The sequence below is a fragment of the Vibrio sp. HB236076 genome (assembly GCF_040957575.1).
Lineage (GTDB): Bacteria > Pseudomonadota > Gammaproteobacteria > Enterobacterales > Vibrionaceae > Vibrio.
In genome coordinates, this window is sequence record NZ_CP162601.1 from 2,427,528 (window position 1) to 2,449,082 (window position 21,555).

The 21,555-nt window shown below is 47.1% G+C and carries 18 protein-coding genes; 1 reads left to right on the forward strand and 17 read right to left on the reverse strand.

The features are described 5' to 3' along the window. Positions 1 to 777: 777 nt before the first annotated feature. The 12 genes from der to trmJ form a co-directional block, all read right to left on the reverse strand. Complete coding sequence (gene der, locus AB0763_RS10605; protein WP_306100712.1) at positions 778 to 2,262, reverse strand: ribosome biogenesis GTPase Der; 1,485 nt, start codon at positions 2,260 to 2,262, stop codon at positions 778 to 780. A gap of 309 nt (positions 2,263 to 2,571) precedes the next feature. Next, a complete protein-coding gene (gene bamB, locus AB0763_RS10610) occupies positions 2,572 to 3,732 on the reverse strand; it encodes an outer membrane protein assembly factor BamB (protein WP_306100711.1) in 1,161 nt (386 codons plus the stop codon). A 9-nt stretch (positions 3,733 to 3,741) separates the two neighbouring features. Continuing rightward, positions 3,742 to 4,356 carry a tetratricopeptide repeat protein gene (locus AB0763_RS10615; RefSeq protein WP_306100710.1) on the reverse strand — a complete coding sequence of 205 codons (615 nt, stop codon included), beginning with the start codon at positions 4,354 to 4,356 and terminating at the stop codon, positions 3,742 to 3,744. Between the two features lie 76 nt (positions 4,357 to 4,432). Beyond that, positions 4,433 to 5,701 (reverse strand): histidine--tRNA ligase, encoded by a 1,269-nt coding sequence (gene hisS / locus AB0763_RS10620; RefSeq protein WP_306100709.1) that lies wholly within the window; start codon positions 5,699 to 5,701, stop codon positions 4,433 to 4,435. A gap of 12 nt (positions 5,702 to 5,713) precedes the next feature. After that, positions 5,714 to 6,850 carry a flavodoxin-dependent (E)-4-hydroxy-3-methylbut-2-enyl-diphosphate synthase gene (gene ispG / locus AB0763_RS10625; RefSeq protein WP_306100850.1) on the reverse strand — a complete coding sequence of 379 codons (1,137 nt, stop codon included), beginning with the start codon at positions 6,848 to 6,850 and terminating at the stop codon, positions 5,714 to 5,716. An 8-nt stretch (positions 6,851 to 6,858) separates the two neighbouring features. Next, positions 6,859 to 7,833: a cytoskeleton protein RodZ gene (gene rodZ, locus AB0763_RS10630; RefSeq protein WP_306100708.1), complete on the reverse strand. Its 975-nt coding sequence runs from the start codon at positions 7,831 to 7,833 to the stop codon at positions 6,859 to 6,861. 712 nt (positions 7,834 to 8,545) lie between these two features. Further along, positions 8,546 to 9,670: a bifunctional tRNA (adenosine(37)-C2)-methyltransferase TrmG/ribosomal RNA large subunit methyltransferase RlmN gene (locus tag AB0763_RS10635; RefSeq protein ID WP_306100707.1), complete on the reverse strand. Its 1,125-nt coding sequence runs from the start codon at positions 9,668 to 9,670 to the stop codon at positions 8,546 to 8,548. Positions 9,671 to 9,796: 126 nt separating this feature from the next. Then, positions 9,797 to 10,225 carry a nucleoside-diphosphate kinase gene (gene ndk / locus AB0763_RS10640; protein WP_306100706.1) on the reverse strand — a complete coding sequence of 143 codons (429 nt, stop codon included), beginning with the start codon at positions 10,223 to 10,225 and terminating at the stop codon, positions 9,797 to 9,799. Positions 10,226 to 10,290: 65 nt separating this feature from the next. Further along, positions 10,291 to 11,571, reverse strand: a complete 1,281-nt coding sequence (pepB, locus tag AB0763_RS10645) for an aminopeptidase PepB (RefSeq protein ID WP_306100705.1) — start codon at positions 11,569 to 11,571, stop codon at positions 10,291 to 10,293. A 449-nt stretch (positions 11,572 to 12,020) separates the two neighbouring features. After that, positions 12,021 to 13,214, reverse strand: coding sequence for an IscS subfamily cysteine desulfurase (locus AB0763_RS10650; protein ID WP_306100704.1), 1,194 nt, complete (start codon positions 13,212 to 13,214; stop codon positions 12,021 to 12,023). 49 nt (positions 13,215 to 13,263) lie between these two features. Continuing rightward, on the reverse strand, positions 13,264 to 13,761 hold the full coding sequence (gene iscR / locus AB0763_RS10655) for a Fe-S cluster assembly transcriptional regulator IscR (RefSeq protein ID WP_306100703.1): 498 nt from the start codon (positions 13,759 to 13,761) through the stop codon (positions 13,264 to 13,266). A 90-nt stretch (positions 13,762 to 13,851) separates the two neighbouring features. Then, the gene (gene trmJ / locus AB0763_RS10660) at positions 13,852 to 14,577 is read right to left on the reverse strand and encodes a tRNA (cytosine(32)/uridine(32)-2'-O)-methyltransferase TrmJ (RefSeq protein WP_306100702.1); all 726 of its coding nucleotides are present in this window, start codon (positions 14,575 to 14,577) and stop codon (positions 13,852 to 13,854) included. A gap of 215 nt (positions 14,578 to 14,792) precedes the next feature. Between trmJ and suhB the strand changes: the two genes are divergently transcribed. Beyond that, positions 14,793 to 15,596, forward strand: a complete 804-nt coding sequence (gene suhB, locus AB0763_RS10665) for an inositol-1-monophosphatase (RefSeq protein WP_306100701.1) — start codon at positions 14,793 to 14,795, stop codon at positions 15,594 to 15,596. Between the two features lie 272 nt (positions 15,597 to 15,868). On the opposite strand, the gene secF is transcribed toward suhB, so the two are convergent. From secF to queA, 5 genes are all read right to left on the reverse strand, one after another. Beyond that, on the reverse strand, positions 15,869 to 16,816 hold the full coding sequence (gene secF / locus AB0763_RS10670) for a protein translocase subunit SecF (protein ID WP_306100700.1): 948 nt from the start codon (positions 16,814 to 16,816) through the stop codon (positions 15,869 to 15,871). Between the two features lie 14 nt (positions 16,817 to 16,830). Beyond that, positions 16,831 to 18,687 carry a protein translocase subunit SecD gene (secD, locus tag AB0763_RS10675; RefSeq protein WP_306100699.1) on the reverse strand — a complete coding sequence of 619 codons (1,857 nt, stop codon included), beginning with the start codon at positions 18,685 to 18,687 and terminating at the stop codon, positions 16,831 to 16,833. Between the two features lie 20 nt (positions 18,688 to 18,707). Further along, entirely contained in the window at positions 18,708 to 19,037 is a 330-nt protein-coding gene (gene yajC, locus AB0763_RS10680) for a preprotein translocase subunit YajC (RefSeq protein ID WP_306100698.1), read from the reverse strand. 136 nt (positions 19,038 to 19,173) lie between these two features. Then, entirely contained in the window at positions 19,174 to 20,310 is a 1,137-nt protein-coding gene (gene tgt, locus AB0763_RS10685) for a tRNA guanosine(34) transglycosylase Tgt (protein ID WP_306100697.1), read from the reverse strand. Positions 20,311 to 20,443: 133 nt separating this feature from the next. After that, positions 20,444 to 21,499 (reverse strand): tRNA preQ1(34) S-adenosylmethionine ribosyltransferase-isomerase QueA, encoded by a 1,056-nt coding sequence (queA, locus tag AB0763_RS10690; protein ID WP_306100696.1) that lies wholly within the window; start codon positions 21,497 to 21,499, stop codon positions 20,444 to 20,446. Positions 21,500 to 21,555 lie beyond the last annotated feature (56 nt).

Here is a 21,555-nt window from a genome sequence, read left to right on the forward strand (position 1 = left end):
CATTGGTCGACCATAGCTTTGCCGACCCCGCAATATGACCATCCATTCTGCGAAGCTTACCCCCGACTTAGTCACGCTTTTCTGATCAACGATGGCTACCTCACTCATAACAGGTTAAATGAGTACCAGTTCAGCACGCATTAGCGCTAAAATATCGCCGGTACTTTATGCCAATGCATACACTTGCGGCCAATAACCCATGTCACTCTACAGCTCAAAGAACAAATAACACAGATCGACGCCAAAAGATCATCAAACATCAAGATCCTTATAATCTATCGGTGATCAGCGATCAGTATGAAAAAGAATTTTTATATAACCACACCCCGAAAGCATAAGTTACATATCCTGCATATGGATTTTATTTGGTTTTTTATATCAATAAAAACAACTAAAACCCAATTGATTAGAATTATATAAAAGATAGGTTGTAAGTCTGAAAATTGAAAAACACAGCTTGCCATTGACCTTTCGCCTCACTTTTAAGCAAATAACGCTACATCAATCACCATTAAGCACAGTTATCGACCACAAATGACCAACCTCACTCGAGGAAAAATAATCTTGCCTAAGAGGCCACTTAACCTAATAAAAAACTATGTAAACTGAAGTATCAGCATATCATCTTGCTAAGCGATAAAAAGAGAGCCACATTCTATAATCGTACATCAAAGATCGCGTACGGGTTAGCCTGACAGATATCATTGTCTCTAGGATCATGACACTGGCTTGATCCGTTCAACAAAAAAGCCCAAGTGAAACACTTGGGCTTGGCTGTTATTTACGGTTTTTAACCGCGGACATCATACGTTTGCGTTTTCGTTCTTGAGAAAGGGTCAACTTATTGGTTTTACCTTCAAAAGGGTTGTCGCTATTTTGGAAAACCACGCGAATGGGTGTACCGACTATCTCCAGCGATTTGCGGTAGTAATTCATCAAATAACGTTTATAAGAGTCCGGTAACTCATTGACCATGTTACCGTGAATGACCACAATCGGTGGGTTATAACCACCGGCGTGCGCGTATTTTAATTTAACACGTCGACCACGTACCATTGGCGGCTGGTGATCTTCTGTCGCCATTTTCATAATACGGGTTAATACCGACGTACTGACACGCGTCGTTGCAGAGCGGTATGCTTCTTCTACCGATTCAAACAAGTGGCCAACGCCGGTACCGTGCAAGGCGGAAATAAAGTGCAAGCGCGCAAAATCAACAAACCCCAAACGGCGATCCAATTCTTTTTTCACATGATCTTTTACATCGGTATCTAATCCGTCCCATTTATTGACGGCTAAGACAACAGATCGACCCGCATTCAATGCAAAGCCCAATAAGCTTAGATCTTGATCAGAAATATTTTCTCTCGCATCGATCACGACCAATACAACGTTGGCATCTTCGATGGCTTGCAGTGTTTTTACCACCGAAAACTTCTCAACCGTTTCATCAATACGGCCACGACGTCGAACACCAGCGGTATCGATCAACACGTACTCACGGCCATTGCGCTCCATCGGGATATAAATCGAATCCCGAGTGGTGCCAGGCATATCGTAAACCACGACGCGCTCTTCACCGAGAATGCGGTTGGTCAATGTGGATTTACCCACATTTGGGCGACCAATAATGGCCAGTTTGATCGGCTGAGCCTGTAAACGAGCGTGAATTTCTTCCGCTTCCGCTTCACTGTAATCAAAGCTTTCTTCTTCGCTGTCTTCAAGTTCAGACAGATCTTGAATTTCGCCCATTTCATTTTCGATCAAAGACTCGATAAAAGGATGTAAGGCTCGTTCCAGCAATGCGGTCACACCACGGCCATGTGCCGCAGCAATTTGATACATGTTTTCAACGCCCAACTGCCAAAAATCGGAACACGCGGCATCGCCATCGACACCATCAATTTTGTTCACCACCAACATGGTCGGTTTTTCGATTTTTCTCAGGTGGGTCGCGATGGCTTCATCGGCAGGCGTACGCCCGGCGCGACCATCAACAAGAAATAGCACCACATCTGCTTCGTTAATTGCAGACAGTGACTGCTCAGCCATTTTGGTTTCTACCCCGGTCTCCGTACCATCAATACCACCGGTATCAATGACGATGAAGTCGTGATCACCCAGCTTGGCTTGTCCGTACTTACGGTCGCGCGTCAAACCAGGGAAGTCTGCCACCAAAGCGTCACGCGTGCGCGTTAAACGATTGAATAAGGTGGATTTGCCTACGTTGGGACGCCCAACAAGGGCAACAACAGGAACCATAAATAACCTCTGTAAATAGTAAATGTTTAGCGTGATAGTGAATGCTTATTCCCTTGACATTATTTAGGTTGGCAGTGGCAAACCAAAACGATACCCATTTCACTAAACCAGTCAAACAAAACCCAACGCCACATCGACTTATGTCGATTAAGGTCGCTTTTGATAACTGAACCTTTACGCATCGAACTGACCTTAAGCGCAAACCAATCATTCCCTAGTGAAATGGGTATTCTCTATCACTGTGTCTCTATCAAAAAATCGGCTCCTGGCTGTCACCAACCAAGAGCCGATTTGCAATTATATCACGAATTAGCGACGGATCTTAAGTTTCTTTATGTCGCCATCGCGGGTCATGATCACATAGCCATCGTCCACGGATACGGGCCCTACGGCAAAACCGCTATCATCGATCTCTTGCTGAGCAACAAAGTCACCGGTATCGGGGTCAAGCCAGTGCAGATACCCTTCGGCATCCCCAACCACTAAATAACCATCGATCAACTTAGGCGCCGTCAGTAAGCGATACTGCAACTGTTTGTTTTGCCAAAGTTCCGTGCCACTTCGTGCATCAACCGCGACCAGGTGATCTTTATCTGTAACTAAGAATAAATCGGAACCATCGGTCGCCATGTCAATGGCAGAGGAGTAACGGCGCTTCCAACGCGGTTTGCCAGATCGCAAATCTATTGACGTCAAGTTGCCATTGATCCCTACAATATATAAATCACTGCCAATGATAACCGGTGAACTGTCAACATCGACAAGACGATCAATTTCTGTCGAGCCTTGAGGTGAGCCTATCGACTGTTGCCAAAGCAATTGTCCACGCTCAGAAATCGCAGCGGCGAGACGGCCGTTGGCAGTACCCCAAAAGACGCCCCCCGAAACGGCGGCTGGCGAACTGTCGCCGCGCAGAGACAGATTTGGTTCATCAACGGTAATCGACCAGACTTGCTCACCATTATCCGGGTTCAGAGCGACCAACTCGCCTTGACTGGTATTGATCATGATAAGGTTATTGTCAGCCAAAGGCTTAGACAAAATTTCCCCACCGATTTGTACACGCCATTGTGTGTCACCCGTCTCTTCATTGAGCGCGTACACCTGACCATTTTCAGTCCCGACGTAAAGCTTGCCGTAAGCGGCGCTCAGCCCACCGGATAACCGGGCGTCATCGTCGTCATCTAACTCAACTTTCCATACTCGATCCCCTTGATCAGGGGAAAGTGCCTTGATCACCCCATCGCGACTTGCGACAAAAACTTTATCGTAAGCATAAAGCGGGGCAAGGCGAGAGAAATAATGCTCAACACCGTCACCGACACTCGCGCGCCATTCAGTCTGGGTCTCAAATTGGTTTTCAACCAAAGGGAGAGGCGCCATCACAATGGCATCTTCTTCACCAGCACACCCCACTAAGGCACTGACCACGGCCAAGCTCATCAAAGCTTTTGTAAGTGTTTGCTTCATTTACTGACCTTACTGTGCTAAATCATCTAGTTTGAGCGCGAGTAGTTGACTGGCATCTTGCTCTTGTTGCGCTTGTGTATAAGCGGTATAAGCCGCTTGCTGATCGCCTTTTTGCAAAGCAATATCACCGCGTAGCTCAGCCACACGCCCTTTCCACGCTTCATCAGTGAGGCCATTAAGCGTTTGCTCTGCCTTGGTAAGGTCACCCTGCTCTTTCTCAATTCGAGCAATATCAAACGTTAATAGCGGTTCCAGTTTTTCTTCTTGATTATTTTCTTTGGCCCAGCGAAGTTGTTGTAATGCGTTGTCAAAGTCTTGCGCTTGTACATACGCTTTGGCCAACTGCATTGCCGCCAACACGGAATACTCGGTCACCGGGTTATTATCAATAAAATCACTGACACTTTGACTCGCATCAACACCTTGTGTGGTGAGGGTTTGCATCACTTCAGTATATTGGTGAGAAGCGTCGTGCGTCTTTGTGGTTTGCCCTTCTTGGTAGTAGTGCCAACCAATCAGGCCACCCACACCAATCACAACGCCCGCAATTAAGGCATTACCGTATTGAGCCCACCAACTTTTGATGGCTTCGACTTGTTGCTCTTCAGTATCGTAAAGTTCCACTTCCTGTCCTCTTACTGATCAAATGGCAGCGCTAGGCTGCCATTGATTACATGCTGTATTGTGCCCAATGCGGCAACTAGATTAACTCGCGAATGCGTTGTGCGATTTCGCTTTGTGCGTAGGTGGTTTGTTCGCCGCCAACCAAATCTTTTAGGACCACGGTGTTTTGGGCAACTTCATTTTCACCCAGAACCAAGGCCACGACAGCCCCCACTTTATCAGCGCGCTTAAATTGCTTCTTAAAATTGCCGCCACCAAAGTGACTCATGACACGAATGCCCTCGACGTCTTCACGCAATTGCTCGGCGAGTTTCATCCCCGCCATCATAGTGCCTTCGCCTGCGGTGACCATGTAGACATCGACACTGCGGCGCACTTCGTCAAGCTCTAAGGTTTCAAGCATCAGTACCAAACGCTCTAATCCCATAGCAAAACCGATTCCCGGTGTTGCACGCCCGCCCAGTTGCTCCACAAGGCCATCATAGCGACCACCGCCACAAACCGTACCTTGTGCGCCTAAGCTTTCCGTGATCCACTCAAAAACCGTGCGATTATAATAATCCAAACCACGAACAAGACGCTGATTGACAGTGTATTCGATTCCTGCCGCGTCGAGAAGTTCACACAAACCCGCAAAGTGGGCTTTAGACTCCTCGTCGAGGTAGTCACTTAGCTCTGGTGCATCGACCAAAACCTTTTGAATATCGGGATTTTTTGTGTCTAATACGCGTAATGGGTTCGTGTACATACGGCGCTTGGCATCTTCATCTAACACCTCACTGTGCTGCTCAAGAAACGCAATTAAAGCGTCGCGGTATTGAGCGCGAGCCTCGGGAGATCCAATCGAGTTCAACTCTAGACGCACGTGCTTATCAATGCCTAACTGACGCCAGATACGCGCTGTCATCATGATTAATTCAGCATCGACATCAGGACCATCCAGGCCAAAGACTTCCACACCACATTGGTGGAATTGACGGTAACGGCCTTTTTGCGGACGCTCGTGACGGAACATCGGTCCCATGTACCACAAGCGTTGCTCTTGGTTGTAAAGCAAGCCATTTTCAATTCCTGCACGCACACAACCCGCCGTACCTTCCGGGCGCAACGTCAAGCTATCGCCATTGCGATCGTCGAAGGTGTACATTTCTTTTTCGACCACGTCGGTGACTTCGCCGATAGCACGGCTAAATAAATGTGTCGCCTCAACAATAGGCATGCGAATTTCGTTGTAGCCGTAAGCACTGATAACACTTTTTACGGTGTTTTCCAGTTTTTGCCACAAAGGGGATTGAGTTGGGAGGCAGTCATTCATACCTCGAATTGCTTGAATTGTTTTTGCCACGATGCTTACCGTTTATTTTGTTGAGTTTATTTCGTCATCAATACGTACATCAATGCGATTACTACTGTCCATCATTGCCGCTTTGGCGCGAATTTTTGCTTCTAGTTTATCGACCAAGTCATCATTGTCAAAACGCTCTTTTTGACGTTTTCCATCATCGTAAAAAGCGCTTTTCTTATGGCTGCCAGCTAAGCCTAAATGCGAAACTTCCGCTTCACCTGGGCCGTTTACCACACACCCGATGATTGAGACATCCATCGGCGTTAGTACATCTTCTAAACGCTCTTCGAGTGCATTGACCGTTGAGATAACATCAAATTCTTGACGAGAGCAACTCGGACACGCAATAAAATTGATGCCGCGAGAGCGAATACGCAGTGATTTGAGAATGTCAAAGCCGACTTTGATCTCTTCGACTGGGTTGGCGGCAAGAGAGATTCGCAAGGTGTCGCCAATCCCTTCAGCCAATAACATACCAAGGCCGACAGATGATTTCACAGCGCCCGCTCTTGCCCCGCCCGCTTCGGTAATACCAAGGTGCAGAGGCTGATCAATTTTTTGTGCCAGTAGACGATACGATCCCACCGCCAAAAAGACATCTGAAGCCTTAACACTCACTTTAAATTGATCAAAATTGAGCCTATCGAGGATATCGACATGACGCATTGCCGACTCAACCAAGGCCTCTGGCGTTGGCTCGCCGTACTTCATTTGCAGATCTTTTTCCAAAGAACCGCCGTTGACCCCAATGCGAATTGGGATATTTTTATCGCGAGCACAATCAACCACAGAGCGAATTCGGCTCTCGTTGCCAATATTACCCGGGTTAATGCGCAAACAGTCTACGCCATACTCCGCCACTTGAAGTGCAATGCGGTAGTCAAAGTGAATATCGGCGACTAAAGGCACCGAGACCTGTTGCTTGATTTGTTTGAACGCTTCAGCAGCGTCCATGGTCGGCACTGAGACACGAACAATGTCGGCACCGACATTTTCAAGAGATTTAATTTGTGCGACGGTCGCCGCCACATCCGTGGTTCTGGTGTTGGTCATCGATTGAACAGCAATCGGCGCCCCATCACCAATCGGAACATTACCGACATAAATTCGAGTCGATTTGCGTCTTACTATAGGAGATTCGTGTTGCATCATAGTTTCTAAGGTAGGGTGAATCTTGCGACTTTCCCTGCAGTATAACGAGAAAGATCGATAGGTTCACTGGCAAATGTCATGTTTACCGCTTCAGGCGCGCCTAAAACGACCTGAAACGGCTTCTCTCCAGATAAATCGACTTGCTTGCCCGCTTCTTGTAAGCCGACTAGCAAGGTTTTACCACTGGCGTCTTTAATTTGTACCCAGCAATCGTCACTAAAATCCATGACTAAGTTCTGTGATTTGACGGTCACTGGGGCTTGTGGCTCAGACACTGCGTTTTGAGTGGCGACGGCTGCGACATCCGCCGTCGCTATCGGGGCAGATTCGGCCACCGGCTCGCCTTGGTTATCGGCGACCGTTGTAGAAGGGAGACTTGCTGGCGACGTCTCTGCAGGCGCATCAGTATCGGTGAGCGCCTCGGTGCTTGATTCGTCAGAAGCCGCTGGCAGGTCACTCACGGGGCTGACGGGTTCTGACACTTCCGGCTCTAGCGCCGAGAGGTTTGTCCCTTCGCTGATGGCCTGATTTAGATTCTCAGTCAAACTGTTGTTTTGTTGATTTTGCAACCACCACAGCGACGAGATCCCTAAAATGATGATGAAAATGATCCCGGTCACCCACATGATACGGCTGTTGTGCTTCGCTTGCTTAGTTTTACCCGAAAAGCTTTGCATCTCTTGCGGTTTATGCTGAACGTGCTCAAAGTGAGACAGAGAGTCAAGCACTTGGTTTTCGTCGAGCCCGACCAAGCGAGCGTAATTGCGCACGTAACCGCGAATAAATGTGGCCACTTTTTGAGATTCGTAGTGATTGGCCTCGATTTGTTCAATGACGGTCACTCTCAATCTCAACCGGTCGGCAACTTGTTGCTTTGTTAACCCCAATGATTCGCGCTTTTGGCGCAACAAAATGCCAGTATCTGCACGAGTAACCCCTTCGTGGGAGGATTCTGTTTTTTGTTCTGTTTCTGTTGTCATAGTTGTTTTTATCACTTTTGATTGCGAACAAGGTGGCTGCTGATATTTTAGTTTGTAGACATCACCACATTGCGTTGAACATTGAATAAGCATACCGTCGAACTCAACATGAACCTCTCTCATCTTGAGTCGTATTTATCCCCATCTAACTCAGTAGTTGGTCACCCTAGCGGGTTAAAAACTCGATAACATCGTTAAGAAAATAACATGTAGAATAACTACTTAGATTTTTTTCTTACCTTGTTCTCAAGCTTTAGCTCTGCGCTATCATTGATCACATACTTAATCAGATTGGTATTACACTATCGGTCTAGATAATGTAAGTAACTCTCAGTTACTCACGAAAAGGCACATTCATCTAAACACCAAGTACTTCTTGGCTCAAACCTTTAAAAAAGGCTCGACGGACAGTTTAACTGCGCTTGTAAACCTGAACAAAAGAACGGGGTGTCAGTACACCTGTGATACTTTTGTCAAGGTCGTTGTTGATGTATTGGCCACTTCCCTTACCAAGCGCTCCGTTTGACACACGGAAGACAAATCATACTCTCAAGTCGGCTTATCCCCAATCTATTTAGGTACAAATTTACAGCCTACTCAGTCTTTTGTCCAAATTTTGACAAAGATTGATCGATTTGGTTCCCAGCAACAATTGATGGGATGAATTGATCTGCATAAAAAAACCAGGCGTATTGCCTGGTTGTTATTTTATTTAAATACTTTTGAAAGGAATGGCATTTTGGGCCAACTCTGCCGCTCTTTGCGTTCGCTTAGTCCGATCTACTACATCACCGACTAACTGGCCACACGCCGCATCAATATCGTCACCACGCGTTTTGCGCACCGTCACCGTATACCCTTCTGCAGTCAGGGTTTTCATAAAGCGATCAATACGCGAGTTACTCGGTTTTTTATATGGTGAGCCCGGGTATGGGTTAAACGGAATTAAGTTGATTTTACACGGCGTGTCTTTCATCAATTGTGCCAACTCTCTCGCGTGATCCATATCATCATTGACGTGATCCAGCAAAATGTACTCAACCGTGACTTTACCGCGGTTGGCATTGGAAGAGGCGATGTATCGACGCACCGATGCTAAAAAGTCATCGATATCCCAACGATCATTAATTGGCATGATTTCACTGCGCAATTGATCATTTGGCGCATGTAATGAAATGGCCAATGCAACATCAATATTCCCTGTCATTTGATCAAGGCCAGAGACAACCCCTGATGTTGACACCGTCACTCGACGTTTAGACAGACCAAAAGCCAAGTCGTCTAGCATTAAACGCAGCGCTGGCATCAGGTTTTTCATGTTCAGTAACGGCTCGCCCATCCCCATCATGACCACATTAGTAATTGGGCGGCGTCCCGTTTCTTTTTCGACCCCGATCTCGCGAGCTGCACGCCAAACCTGACCGATGATCTCAGACACTTTTAAGTTGCGGTTAAAGCCCTGCTGAGCAGTCGAGCAAAACTTACAATCCAATGCACACCCCACCTGAGAAGAAACACACAAGGTCGCGCGATCATCTTCAGGAATATACACGGTTTCCACGTCTTGATTGCCGACTCGCATGGCCCACTTGATAGTACCGTCATTAGAGTGCTGAGCGGCAGACACTTCTGGCGCAACAATATGGCAACGCTGTTTGAGCTTTTCTCTCAACTTTTTATTGAGATTGGTCATGGCGTCGAAATCATCGCAACCAAAGTGATAGATCCACTTCATTACTTGGTCAGCACGAAAGGCTTTTTCATCCAATTCTTCAGCAAAAAACTGGCGTAAGCCTTGGCGATCAAAGTCAAGTAAATTGATTTTATCTGTGGTCATGGTTGCCCTCAATGACGAAACGGGAAATAAGGGCGCGAATTGTACAGCCTTTACACACTTTCAACAAGGCTTTGCCCAAGCTCAATGCAATAAAAAAAACCTCAGCAAGGGCTGAGGTTTGTTAACTTATCCGCGGGGACAAATTTCTGAATCCGGGAAAAAGAACGCAATTTCGCGCTCAGCCGACTCAGGGCTGTCAGAGCCATGTACCGAGTTTAATCTCATGCTCACTGCGTAATCAGCTCGCAGTGTTCCTGCTGCCGCTTCTTCAGGGTTGGTTTTGCCCATCAATTCACGATAACGGCTAATGGCATTTTCCCCTTCTAAGACCTGTACCATAATAGGGCCAGAGGTCATGAACTCTTTCAATGGTTCAAAAAACGGTTTGCCCTCATGCTCGGCATAAAAACCGCTCGCTTGTTCTTCGTTTAGCTTCACCATTTTCGCGGCAATGATGGTCAGTCCCGCTTTTTCGATGCGATTGTAAATTTCGCCCACGAGGTTTCTTTCGACCGCATCGGGCTTGATGATTGAAAAGGTTCTTTCTATCGCCATGGTATTTCCTTTAATTGTTATTCTTTTCCAATGTAAGTGACACTGGTGTCGAGGTTTTTTCTTACTTATTCGTTAAGTAAACGCGCCAAAGTCCGAAGACCGACACCTGTCGCTCCAGCGGCCCACTTGTCATTACCTGACTTACGGTAAGTTGCCGAACAATCGAAGTGTAACCAACCTTGCTGGTAGTCTTCAACAAAATGAGACAGAAATGCAGCGGCAGTACTCGCCCCTGGTACGTAATCGCCTTGGCTGATATTGGCTAAGTCAGCAAAATGCGATGGCAGCATGTCGCGGTGAGCTTCTGCAACGGGCAAAGGCCACACCCCTTCGTGTTCTGCACTCGCCGATGCCAAAGCACGCTGGGAAAGCCCCTCATCAAAACTTAGTAACGCGTGATAATCATTGCCAAGCGCTTGCTTCGCCGCGCCGGTTAACGTTGCACAATCGATGATCATTTGCGGTTTTTGTTCACACGCATAAATCAATCCATCGGCCAACACCAAACGACCTTCGGCATCCGTATTGAGAATTTCGACCGATTTACCGTTTTTGTAACGAATGATATCGCCCAGTTTTAACGCTCGGCCAGAGACCATGTTTTCAGCGCAGCAAAGGATCAACTTAACTCGCTTGTTCAAGCCGCGTAAAATGGCCAACCCCAATCCACCGGTGACTGTCGCTGCGCCCCCCATATCCGCTTTCATCGACAGCATAAAGTTAGACGGCTTTAAACTATATCCCCCTGAGTCGAACGTAATGCCTTTACCCACCAAACAAGCAAACACCGGCGCGTTCTCATCGCCTGTTGGGTTATAATCAAGTTGCAGCATCGCTGACGTGCGTTCAGAACCACGGCCAACGGCATAAATGCCTTCCCAACCTTCAGTCAGCAAATCCTTGTCTTTAACAATGCGAATACTCACTGTGCCTTCAGGCGCAAGGGATTTAATAAACTCAGAAGCCATGGTCGCCAATTGACGAGGCGCGACTTCTTCCGCGCTTTTATTGATCAGCTCACAGGTAAATTGTGATGTTTTGATCCGCGCCTCTAATTCAGCTTGGTCGTCGGCACCCAATTCTGGCCATTCCATCTGCGGGGATTGTTTTGGCGTGCGAAAGCCCAAGTAAAAGGCCCAAATGGCTTCTAGTCCCCAATGCTCACCTTCAAGCTTAACTTGCTTTAATCCTTGAGCATTGAGTTTGCGTGCGGCTTGCTGGATTTTATCAAGGCTTCCAGCAAAGTGAATCAAGGTACTTTTTCCTTCAAAAGAAACCAAAGCGCCCGCGCCCCATACCTCTGCGGCGGATTCAAGTGTTAACCTAACTGGCATTTGTGTAGACATTCTTACTCCTTGTCTTTTCTTCGCAGGTCATATTCGCGAAGGGATATTGTTCTATTTGTTCATGTCTCGTATGCCATATCTTAGCGTGTCATTCAAACAAATAGCTTAACGAAACCCACGGTTCACCACAGACGGCATACGATGGGTATCAACCTCATTGTTATCTCTTGATACTGGAATAGATTGCATTTATCGACACCAGTTTACTCTTTAATTGAGACAGTTTTGAGAATATCGCTTTGTCGTAACCACCATTCTGCCCCTAAGCCCTGAGTAGCTCAATATTAAAATCATGAAAATGACCTTAGGTGCACAAATAGCAAAGGAGAGAGAGTAAGAGGGTTGCTTAACCAAGGAGAAGACAGTTCATGAGTAAAGGAGGAATAAAAGGCAAGGAGAGAAAAATCAGGAGCGATATTTACTCGCTCCTGAAAGGTTTAATGACTCGATTATGATACGCTCTCTTGCTGAAACGTTTGCCAGAGCGGAGACATATCCCTTAAACGCGTCACACACTGGCAAAGGTGTTCGGCCGCAAAATCGACGTCTTCTTGCGTGGTGTATCGGCCAAAAGACAAACGCAATGCGCTGTGAGCCAGTTCGCGTTCAAGCCCAATCGCTTGAAGCACATAAGAAGGCTCAACACTGGCAGAGGTACAAGCGCTGCCTGACGACACCGCTATGTCTTTGAGTGACATTAACAATGACTCGCCATCGACATAGTCAAAAGCCAAATTTAAGTTATTGGCCACGCGTTGCGTGAGATCGCCATTAATGGTCACAAAGGGTAAGTCTTTAATCTTGTCAAGAAAACGTTCACGTAACGCCATTGCGTGTTGATGATCGCTTTCCATCTCCTCTTTGGCAATTCGGCACGCTTCACCAAAACCCACTATCTGGTGAGTTGGCAAGGTGCCAGAGCGAAAACCGCGCTCGTGCCCGCCACCATGGATTTGTGCCGCCAAACGGAGGCGAGGCTTGCGGCGTACATAAAGGGCACCAATCCCTTTAGGGCCATACATCTTATGCGCAGAAATAGAAATTAGGTCTACCGCCATATTTTGCACGTCGATCGCCAACTTACCCGCCGATTGGGCAGCATCAACGTGAAAGAGGATATCGCGCTGACGACATAACTCACCCATCGCGGCGATATCCTGAATGACACCAATTTCGTTATTGACATGCATGATAGAGACCAAAACCGTATCATCACGCATCGCGGCCTTGAGGGTTTCTATGCCGATTAACCCATTGGAGTCAGGCTTCAGGTACGTGACCTCAAAGCCTTCTTTTTCAAGGGCTTGGCATGTATCCAGTACGGCCTTATGCTCAGTCAAAGAGGTAATAATATGCTTGCCTTTTTGCTCTGCGTATTGCAAAGCCGCCCCTTTAATCGCCAGGTTATCGGACTCGGTTGCCCCGGAAGTAAACACGATCTCTCTTGGATCGGCATTAATGAGATCAGCAATCTGCTCTCTCGCCGTATCGACCGCCTCTTCAGCTTGCCAGCCATAGCGATGTGAACGAGAAGCCGGGTTAGCAAAAATGCCATCCATTGTCATGTATTGAACCATTTTTTCCGCCACACGCGGATCGACAGGACAAGTCGCCGAATAATCTAAATATACGGGCAGTTTCATGCATTACTCCGAAAAAATAAAACTCAGCACGAGATAAAAATTTACAACACTAGCGAACGTTTACGCCAATAGGGGAAAAGCGCTTTGTGCTTTCACTTGAGCTTTCTGATAGCGACAGGCCTTGTCTATCTGTGATGGCCAGCACCTCATTATCTTTCATGAGCGCCCCCAAGGTGATGTTATTCAAAAACTCAGTGATCCGCGAGCTCAGATCGCACCACAAAGTGTGGGTTAAACAACGCACACCCGCTTGGCAGTTTGCGCTACCTTGGCATCGCGTTGCGTCAACGGATTCGTCGACCGCGGCAATGACCATACCAATTGAAATGCTTTCCGCCTCAGCCCCAAGGCGATAACCGCCACCCGGCCCACGAATACTCGATACCAATCCAGCTTTGCGCAATTTAGAAAACAATTGCTCTAGATAAGATAAAGAAATCCCTTGTCTTTCTGAAATATCTGCCAATGGCACAGGGTGCTGCTGCGAGTGCAACGCCACATCTAACATAGCAGTCACCGCGTATCGGCCCTTAGAAGTCAATTTCATAACACAATACCCACACAAATTATCATGTTTTGAAGACTCCCATACTTGACTAAATTGGTCAAGTATTTAATTGACTAAAATAGTCAGGTATTATTTGTCAATGCGCTTTTCAATCGTGCGACATACACCTCGCAAAATATTGATCTCTTGCTGATCGGGACGCGCGCGATTAAAAAGACGGCGGAGTTTATTCATCACTTGTCCGGGTTGGTCGGCCGAAATAAACTCGGTTTTTAACAAAACTTGTTCGAGGTGTTGATAAAAACGCTCTAACTCTTCATGGCGTGCATACTCAGGCACCTCAGGCGTAGGATAGTGTGATGCTTGATCGGCTAAATGTGCCATGCGCACTTCGTAACACAAAGTCTGCACTGCCATCGCCAAGTTTAATGAGCTGTATTCTGGGTTCGCCGGAATGGTAATGTGATAATGACAACATTGTAGCTCTTCATTATTGAGGCCGGTACGCTCGCGACCAAAGACAATCGCGACCTTGTGTTTTTTGCCTTCTTGAGCGACTTTTTGCCCACATTCATTGGCGGTCAACATCGGCCATTCAAGTGAACGCGAGCGCGCACTTGTCCCCGCGACAAAACTGCAGTCAGCCACCGCTTCTTGTAAGGTATTAACCACGGTTGCCCCTTGTGCAATATCTGAAGCGCCTGACGCTAACGCAATAGCTTGAGCGTCCACTTCACATTGCGGGTCAACGAGCACTAAATCCGATAGGCCCATCACCTTCATCGCTCGCGCTGCCGAGCCGACGTTGCCGGAGTGCGATGTGCCAACCAATACAATTTTCACATTGTCTAACATGTTTTTCCCCACCAAATAAAAAGGCCGAGATCATAGCATAAAAATCAATTAACGCGTGCGAACGTCAAAATATTACTGTCTACGCATCGCATCAATAACACCCTTTCCACCACTCACTAAGCAAAGGACAAAAAATAACCACTTCCCTTTTTGTTTTACTCTGCTATACTTCGCCCGCTTTCACTTGTTCTTTAACATCCGTTGGGAAATATCGTATGCATCCTATGCTAAACATTGCGATTCGCGCTGCGCGAAAAGCAGGCAATCATATTGCCAAATCACTCGAAAACAAAGATAAGATCGAATCTTCACTCAAAGGGACGAATGACTTCGTCACCAATGTCGATAAAGAAGCTGAAGCGATCATCATCGATACCATCAAACAATCTTACCCTGAGCACAATATCGTGGCAGAAGAAAGCGGTATGATTGACGGTAAAGATAAAGACGTACAATGGATCATCGACCCACTGGATGGAACCGCTAACTTCGTCAAAGGTTTACCTCACTTCTCTGTTTCAATTGCCGTTCGTTTCAAAGGCAAAACTGAAGTTGCATGTGTTTACGACCCAATGCAAAACGAACTGTTCACCGCCCAACGTGGTTCTGGTGCTCAGCTAAACAGTCAACGTATCCGCGTTGCAAACAACAAAGACTTACAAGGTGCTTTGTTGGCAACGGGCTTCCCATACAAAGCAAAACAGCATTCAGAAAGCTACATGAAGATTGTTGCTTCCCTGTTCACTGAATGTGCAGACTTCCGTCGTACCGGTTCAGCGGCACTTGACCTTTGCTATGTTGCAGCGGGTCGTGTTGACGGCTACTTTGAACTTGGCCTTAAGCCTTGGGATACCGCAGCAGGCGATCTGATCGCACGTGAAGCGGGTGCCATCATCACAGACTTTGCCGGCGGTACGGATTACATGAAGTCGGGTAATATTGTCGCTTCAAACGCACGTGGTGTAAAAATCCTACTCAAGCACATTCGCGAGAATGGCAACGCGGCGATGTTCAAATAAGCGCTCGACTTTGGCAACCCACACTCCTTATTTATCAAATCGGAGTGCTGTGTCAGCCACCATTTAAAAAAGCTTCGTCTTATTGACGAAGCTTTTTTTATTTTACGACCAATTTGCTAACGCCCCACTATCGACATCACGAGTTGGCCTTGTGGGTTGATCATCGCGATACCCGCGTGAATAACGCAACATACAAAGTCACTCGTGAGCATGGTATCAGACATAAAAAAAGCCACTAAAGTGGCTTTTTTTATCTCGGTAACGAACCGGACCTAAGGCATAGGATCGAGATCGGCACCTTCTTTTTCAACTTGAGGTGGCATTAAGTGTTCTTTACTGATACCCAATTTCACCGCCAAGGCTGAAGCAACGTAAATAGAAGAGTAAGTACCAACGGTAATACCGAGCAAGAGTGCCAGTGCAAAACCGTGGATCAACGCTCCCCCTTTAACAAATAAGGCGATAACAACAAACAAAGTGGTCCCTGAAGTGATCAAGGTACGGCTCAGTGTCTGTGTCACGGATGCATTGATGATCTCAGCAGGTCCGCCCTTACGCATTTTACGGAAGTTTTCCCTTACGCGGTCGAAAACAACGATGGTATCGTTGAGCGAGTAACCGACAACCGTCAACAAGGCTGCCACGATGGTCAAATCGATTTCTACTTGTAGGAAGGAAAATACCCCAAGCGTTATAATGACATCGTGCGCCAAAGCCAGAACAGAGCCAGCGGCCAATCGCCACTCAAAGCGCATCGACACGTAGAGAAGAATACAGATAAGCGAAACAATAATCGCTAACCCACCCGCTTCTGCCAATTCATCTCCGACATTAGGGCCGACAAATTCAACACGGCGCATCTCAACACTTTTTCCCGTGCCTTCACGAATGGCGCCCATAACCTGTTGGCCCAGTTCATCGCCTTTAAGCTCAGGATGTGGGCGCATACGGACTAACACTTCTTTCGACGAACCAAAGTTTTGTACCGTGGCATCATCAAAACCTTTCGCCACCAAGGCGCTGCGGATCACATCGAGGTTGGCGGGTTGTTCAAACCCCACTTCAATCAGTGTGCCGCCCGTAAAGTCAAGCCCCCAGTTAAACCACTTAGTCGACAAAGTGGCAATCGACGCCACAATCATCAGAGTCGACAACAAGAAGCTGAACTTCGACCAACGCATAAAATCAATCGTATGGTCGGTTTTTAATATTTGAAACATAGACAACCTCAGCCTTAGATCGACAATTTATCAATGCGTTTGCCACCGTAAAGCAGGTTGACAATACATCGAGTTCCAACAATAGCGGTGAACATTGACGTCAAAATACCAATCGATAGCGTCACAGCAAAGCCTTTAATGGCACCGGTACCAACAGCAAACAAAATAATCGCGGTCAGTAAGGTGGTAATATTGGCATCGGCGATGGTGCTAAATGCGTTGGCATACCCTTGGTGAATCGCTTGTTGAATACTGCGTCCTTCGCGGATTTCTTCTCGGATACGCTCAAAAATCAGGACATTGGCATCAACGGCCATCCCCACCGTCAACACAATACCGGCAATACCCGGTAAGGTCATGGTCGCGCCGGGAATCAAGGACATCACACCGACAATCAAAATCAAGTTGGCAATTAAAGCCACACAAGCAATCACACCAAATTTTCGATAGTAAAGCGTGGTAAACAACATAATGGCGATCAAGCCCCATAGACAAGCTTGGACCCCCATTTCAATGTTTTGCGCTCCCATTGAAGGACCAATGGTACGCTCTTCCACGATTGAGATTGGCGCTATCAAAGCCCCAGCGCGAAGTAAAAGCGCAAGGTTATGGGCTTCTGCTTGTGAATCAATGCCCGTAATACGGAAACTGCGACCTAATGCCGATTGAATAGTCGCTTGATTGATGACCTCTTCATGCTTGGTCAAAATCACTTTGCCATCGGCATTGCGCTCACCGCTGTCTTTGTACTCAGCAAAGACCGTCGCCATCAACTTGCCAATGTTTTGCTTAGAAAACGCCGACATTTTACTGCCGCCTTCGCTGTCTAGCTCAATATTCACTTGTGGACGACCGTATTCATCTGCGCTCGATGAAGCATCAGTGATGCTTGAACCACTCAGAATGACGCGTTTTTTCAACACCACAGGATGGCCATTGCGATCGCTTTTTACTTCACTGCCAGCCGGAACGCGACCGGCCGCCGCAGAGGCAAGATCCGCTGACGAGTTGACTTCGCGAAATTCCAGTGTGGCCGTGGCGCCTAAAATTTCTTTTGCGCGTGCCGTGTCCTGAACACCGGGTAGCTCCACCACAATACGCGAAGCACCTTGGCGCTGAACCAATGGCTCTGCAACGCCCAATTCATTAACGCGATTGCGAAGAATGGTGATGTTTTGCTCAACGGCATAGTTGCGAATTTCTTGTAGACGTTCTTCGGTAAATTGCGCGGTTAGCAATTGGTTGCTGCCCTGAGAGGACTCGACAAACGTCATATCTCGATGGTTAGTGCTCAAAAGCGCCTTGGCTTTATCGCGTTGCTCTTCGTTTTGTAGGACCACTTGTACGGCGTGATCATCCACAGTGCGAATAGCTCGGTAACGGATACGCTCATCTCGCAATTCAATACGAAAGGCTTCTTCTTGTTGCACTTGCAATTTTTCAAGTGCCGCATCCATATCCACTTCCATTAAGAAGTGCACACCACCACGTAGGTCAAGGCCTAGTTTCAGCGGCGAGGCACCAATCGCCTGTAGCCAACTTGGGGTCGAAGGTGCGAGATTCAGTGCAACAACGGCGTCATTACCCAAGGTTTCGGTGATGACATCGCGGGCATTGAGCTGGTTATCAGTGTCTTTAAAGCGGACGAGTATCGACCCGTCTTCTAGGGCGATAGATTGATGAGGGACTTGCGCTTTATCAAGCGCATCAGTGATAGAATCCAGCGTCTGCATATTCACAGAGGCACCACGTGCCCCTGTTACTTGAACAGCCGGATCTTCACCATACAAATTTGGCAGTGCATACAGGGCAGAGGCTATGAGTACCAATGCCACCATGATGTACTTCCACAATGGATAACGATTTAACACAGCGAGGATCCTTTAGCTGTTTAGAGAGATTTTAGCGTACCTTTTGGCAGTACCGCTGTCACGAAGTCTTTCTTGATCACAACTTCGTTGTTAGTGTTGAGTTCAATCGACACGTAGTCGTTGTCTTCAGCAATTTTTGTGATCTTACCGACCAAACCACCACTGGTTAAGACTTCATCGCCTTTCCCCATCGAAGCCATCAAGTTTTTATGTTCTTTTACGCGTTTAGCTTGTGGACGGTAGATCATAAAGTAAAAGATCACCGCAAACATGCCAAGCATAATTAACATTTCAAAACCACCGCCTTGTGGTGCGCCTTCTGCAGCCGCATACGCTTTATTAATTAACATCAAACATCCTCTTTATTTTTATTTGATTACCAAAGAAATTGGGGTGAGGTGACGGATTTTCAAGCGCTTTAGAGGAAAATTAGCTCTAAATCACTAAAATGTCACATGAGGTGATACTGCCACCCCACCTTCATGTTTACTCGCCGGTTGCCAAAGGTGGCACTTCGCGATCGCGACGAGCGTAAAACTCAGTCACAAATTGATCAAATCGGTCCTCATCAATCGCTTGACGAATACTGGCCATTAAACGTTGGTAGTATCGCAAGTTATGGATAGTATTCAAACGGGCACCTAAAATTTCGTTACAACGATCTAGGTGATGCAGATACGATTTTGAATAATTTTTACAGGTATAACAATCACAATGTGGATCCAGTGGTCCCGTGTCTGCTTTGTGTTTCGCATTGCGGATTTTGACTATCCCGCCGGTGACAAACAAGTGGCCATTGCGCGCATTTCGCGTCGGCATAACGCAATCAAACATGTCAATACCACGGCGTACGCCCTCGACCAAGTCTTCTGGTTTACCAACGCCCATCAAGTAGCGAGGTTTGTCTTCAGGCAGCTGTGGGCACGTATGTTCAAGTACGCGGTGCATGTCTTCTTTGGGCTCACCAACCGCTAGACCGCCAACGGCATAGCCATCAAAGCCGATATCAGTGAGGCCCTTAACAGAAACATCGCGCAGATCTTCATAAACGCCACCTTGTACGATGCCAAATAATGAATTTTCATTACCCAATTTATCGAAGTGATCGCGTGAGCGCTGTGCCCAACGCAGTGACATTTCCATCGATTTTTTGGCTTCGTCATGAGTGGCCGGGTACGGGGTACACTCGTCAAAAATCATCACCACATCAGAACCGAGGTCGTGTTGGATCTCCATTGATTTTTCCGCATCCATAAAAATCTTATCGCCATTGACTGGATTGCGAAAGTGCACACCTTGTTCAGTGATTTTACGAATGTCCCCTAAACTGAAGACTTGGAAACCACCTGAGTCGGTTAGGATTGGGCCTTGCCAATTCATAAAGTCATGCAAGTCGCCGTGCAATTTCATCACTTCTTGACCTGGACGTAGCCATAAGTGAAAGGTGTTGCCGAGCAAAATTTCAGCGCCGGTCTCTTTGACTTCTTCTGGTGTCATGCCTTTGACCGTACCATAGGTACCAACCGGCATAAATGCTGGGGTTTCAACGGTACCGCGTTCGAAAGCAAGTTGCCCTCGACGTGCGTTGCCATTCTTTTTAAACAATTGAAATTGTAATTTCATTCTATCTCCAAGGTCAGAGAAACAGTCTGACGGTGTATTGACAACCCTCTTTGTAAAGAGAGTGAGCTATCTCAGTTTTACTAACGGTGCCTAGCGAGCCCAGTAACCGCTATGTTACTGTCGCCCTGTGCACTCAATCGGTTTTTTTAGTGATAAACATGGCATCGCCATAACTAAAAAAGCGATAGGCTTGTTGCACAGCATGCTGATAGGCCTTCATGGTGTGATCATAACCAGCAAAAGCGCTCACCAACATGATCAAGGTCGACTCGGGTAAGTGAAAGTTGGTAATTAACGCATCAACCACTTGATATTGGTAACCGGGGTAGATAAAGATTTCCGTATCACCAAAGAAAGGCTGGATTGTTTCATGACCGGCTTTTTTTGCTTCTTGAGCCGCACTTTCCAAAGAGCGTACGGAGGTGGTACCCACGGCAATAACGCGCTTGCCGCGAGCGCGAGTGGCTTCAATGGCGGCCACCACCTCTTGCGGCACCTCGACATATTCAGCGTGCATGTGATGATTTTCAATTTCATCAACGCGAACGGGTTGGAAAGTACCCGCGCCGACATGCAGTGTCACATAAGCAAATTCAACGCCTTTTGCTTTGATCTTTTCCAATAATTCTTGGTCAAAGTGCAACCCGGCGGTCGGCGCTGCCACCGCGCCAGGCTTGGCATTGTATACCGTTTGGTAACGCTCTTTGTCCGCTTCTTCGTCGGGACGGTCGATATAAGGTGGCAAAGGCATATGGCCTATTTGGTTTAAAATATCCAAAACCGACAAATCACTTTCAAAGCGCAACTCAAACAGCGCATCATGGCGAGCCACCATGGTTGCTTGAAATTCATCTTGCTCACCGAGCCAAATGACACTGCCAGGTTTTGGGGATTTTGAGCAACGAACATGGGCGAGAATACTGTTGTCATCCAACATGCGTTCGATCAAAACTTCTAACTTACCACCGGATTCCTTGCGGCCAAAAAGACGGGCTGGGATCACACGAGTATTGTTGAACACCATTAAATCGCCGGGCTCGACTAGCGCCAACACATCGGTGAATGTACGGTCATTTAACTCTCCCGTGTTGCCATTGAGTTGCAATAAACGACTTGCCGTTCTTTCCGGTTGAGGGTAGCGGGCAATCAGCTCGTCTGGCAGTTCGAAATGAAAATCTGAAACTTGCATGGTTAGGCTTCTTCTTCTGTAAATGGTGGATATAGCGAGTGTCATCGTTCGCCGAC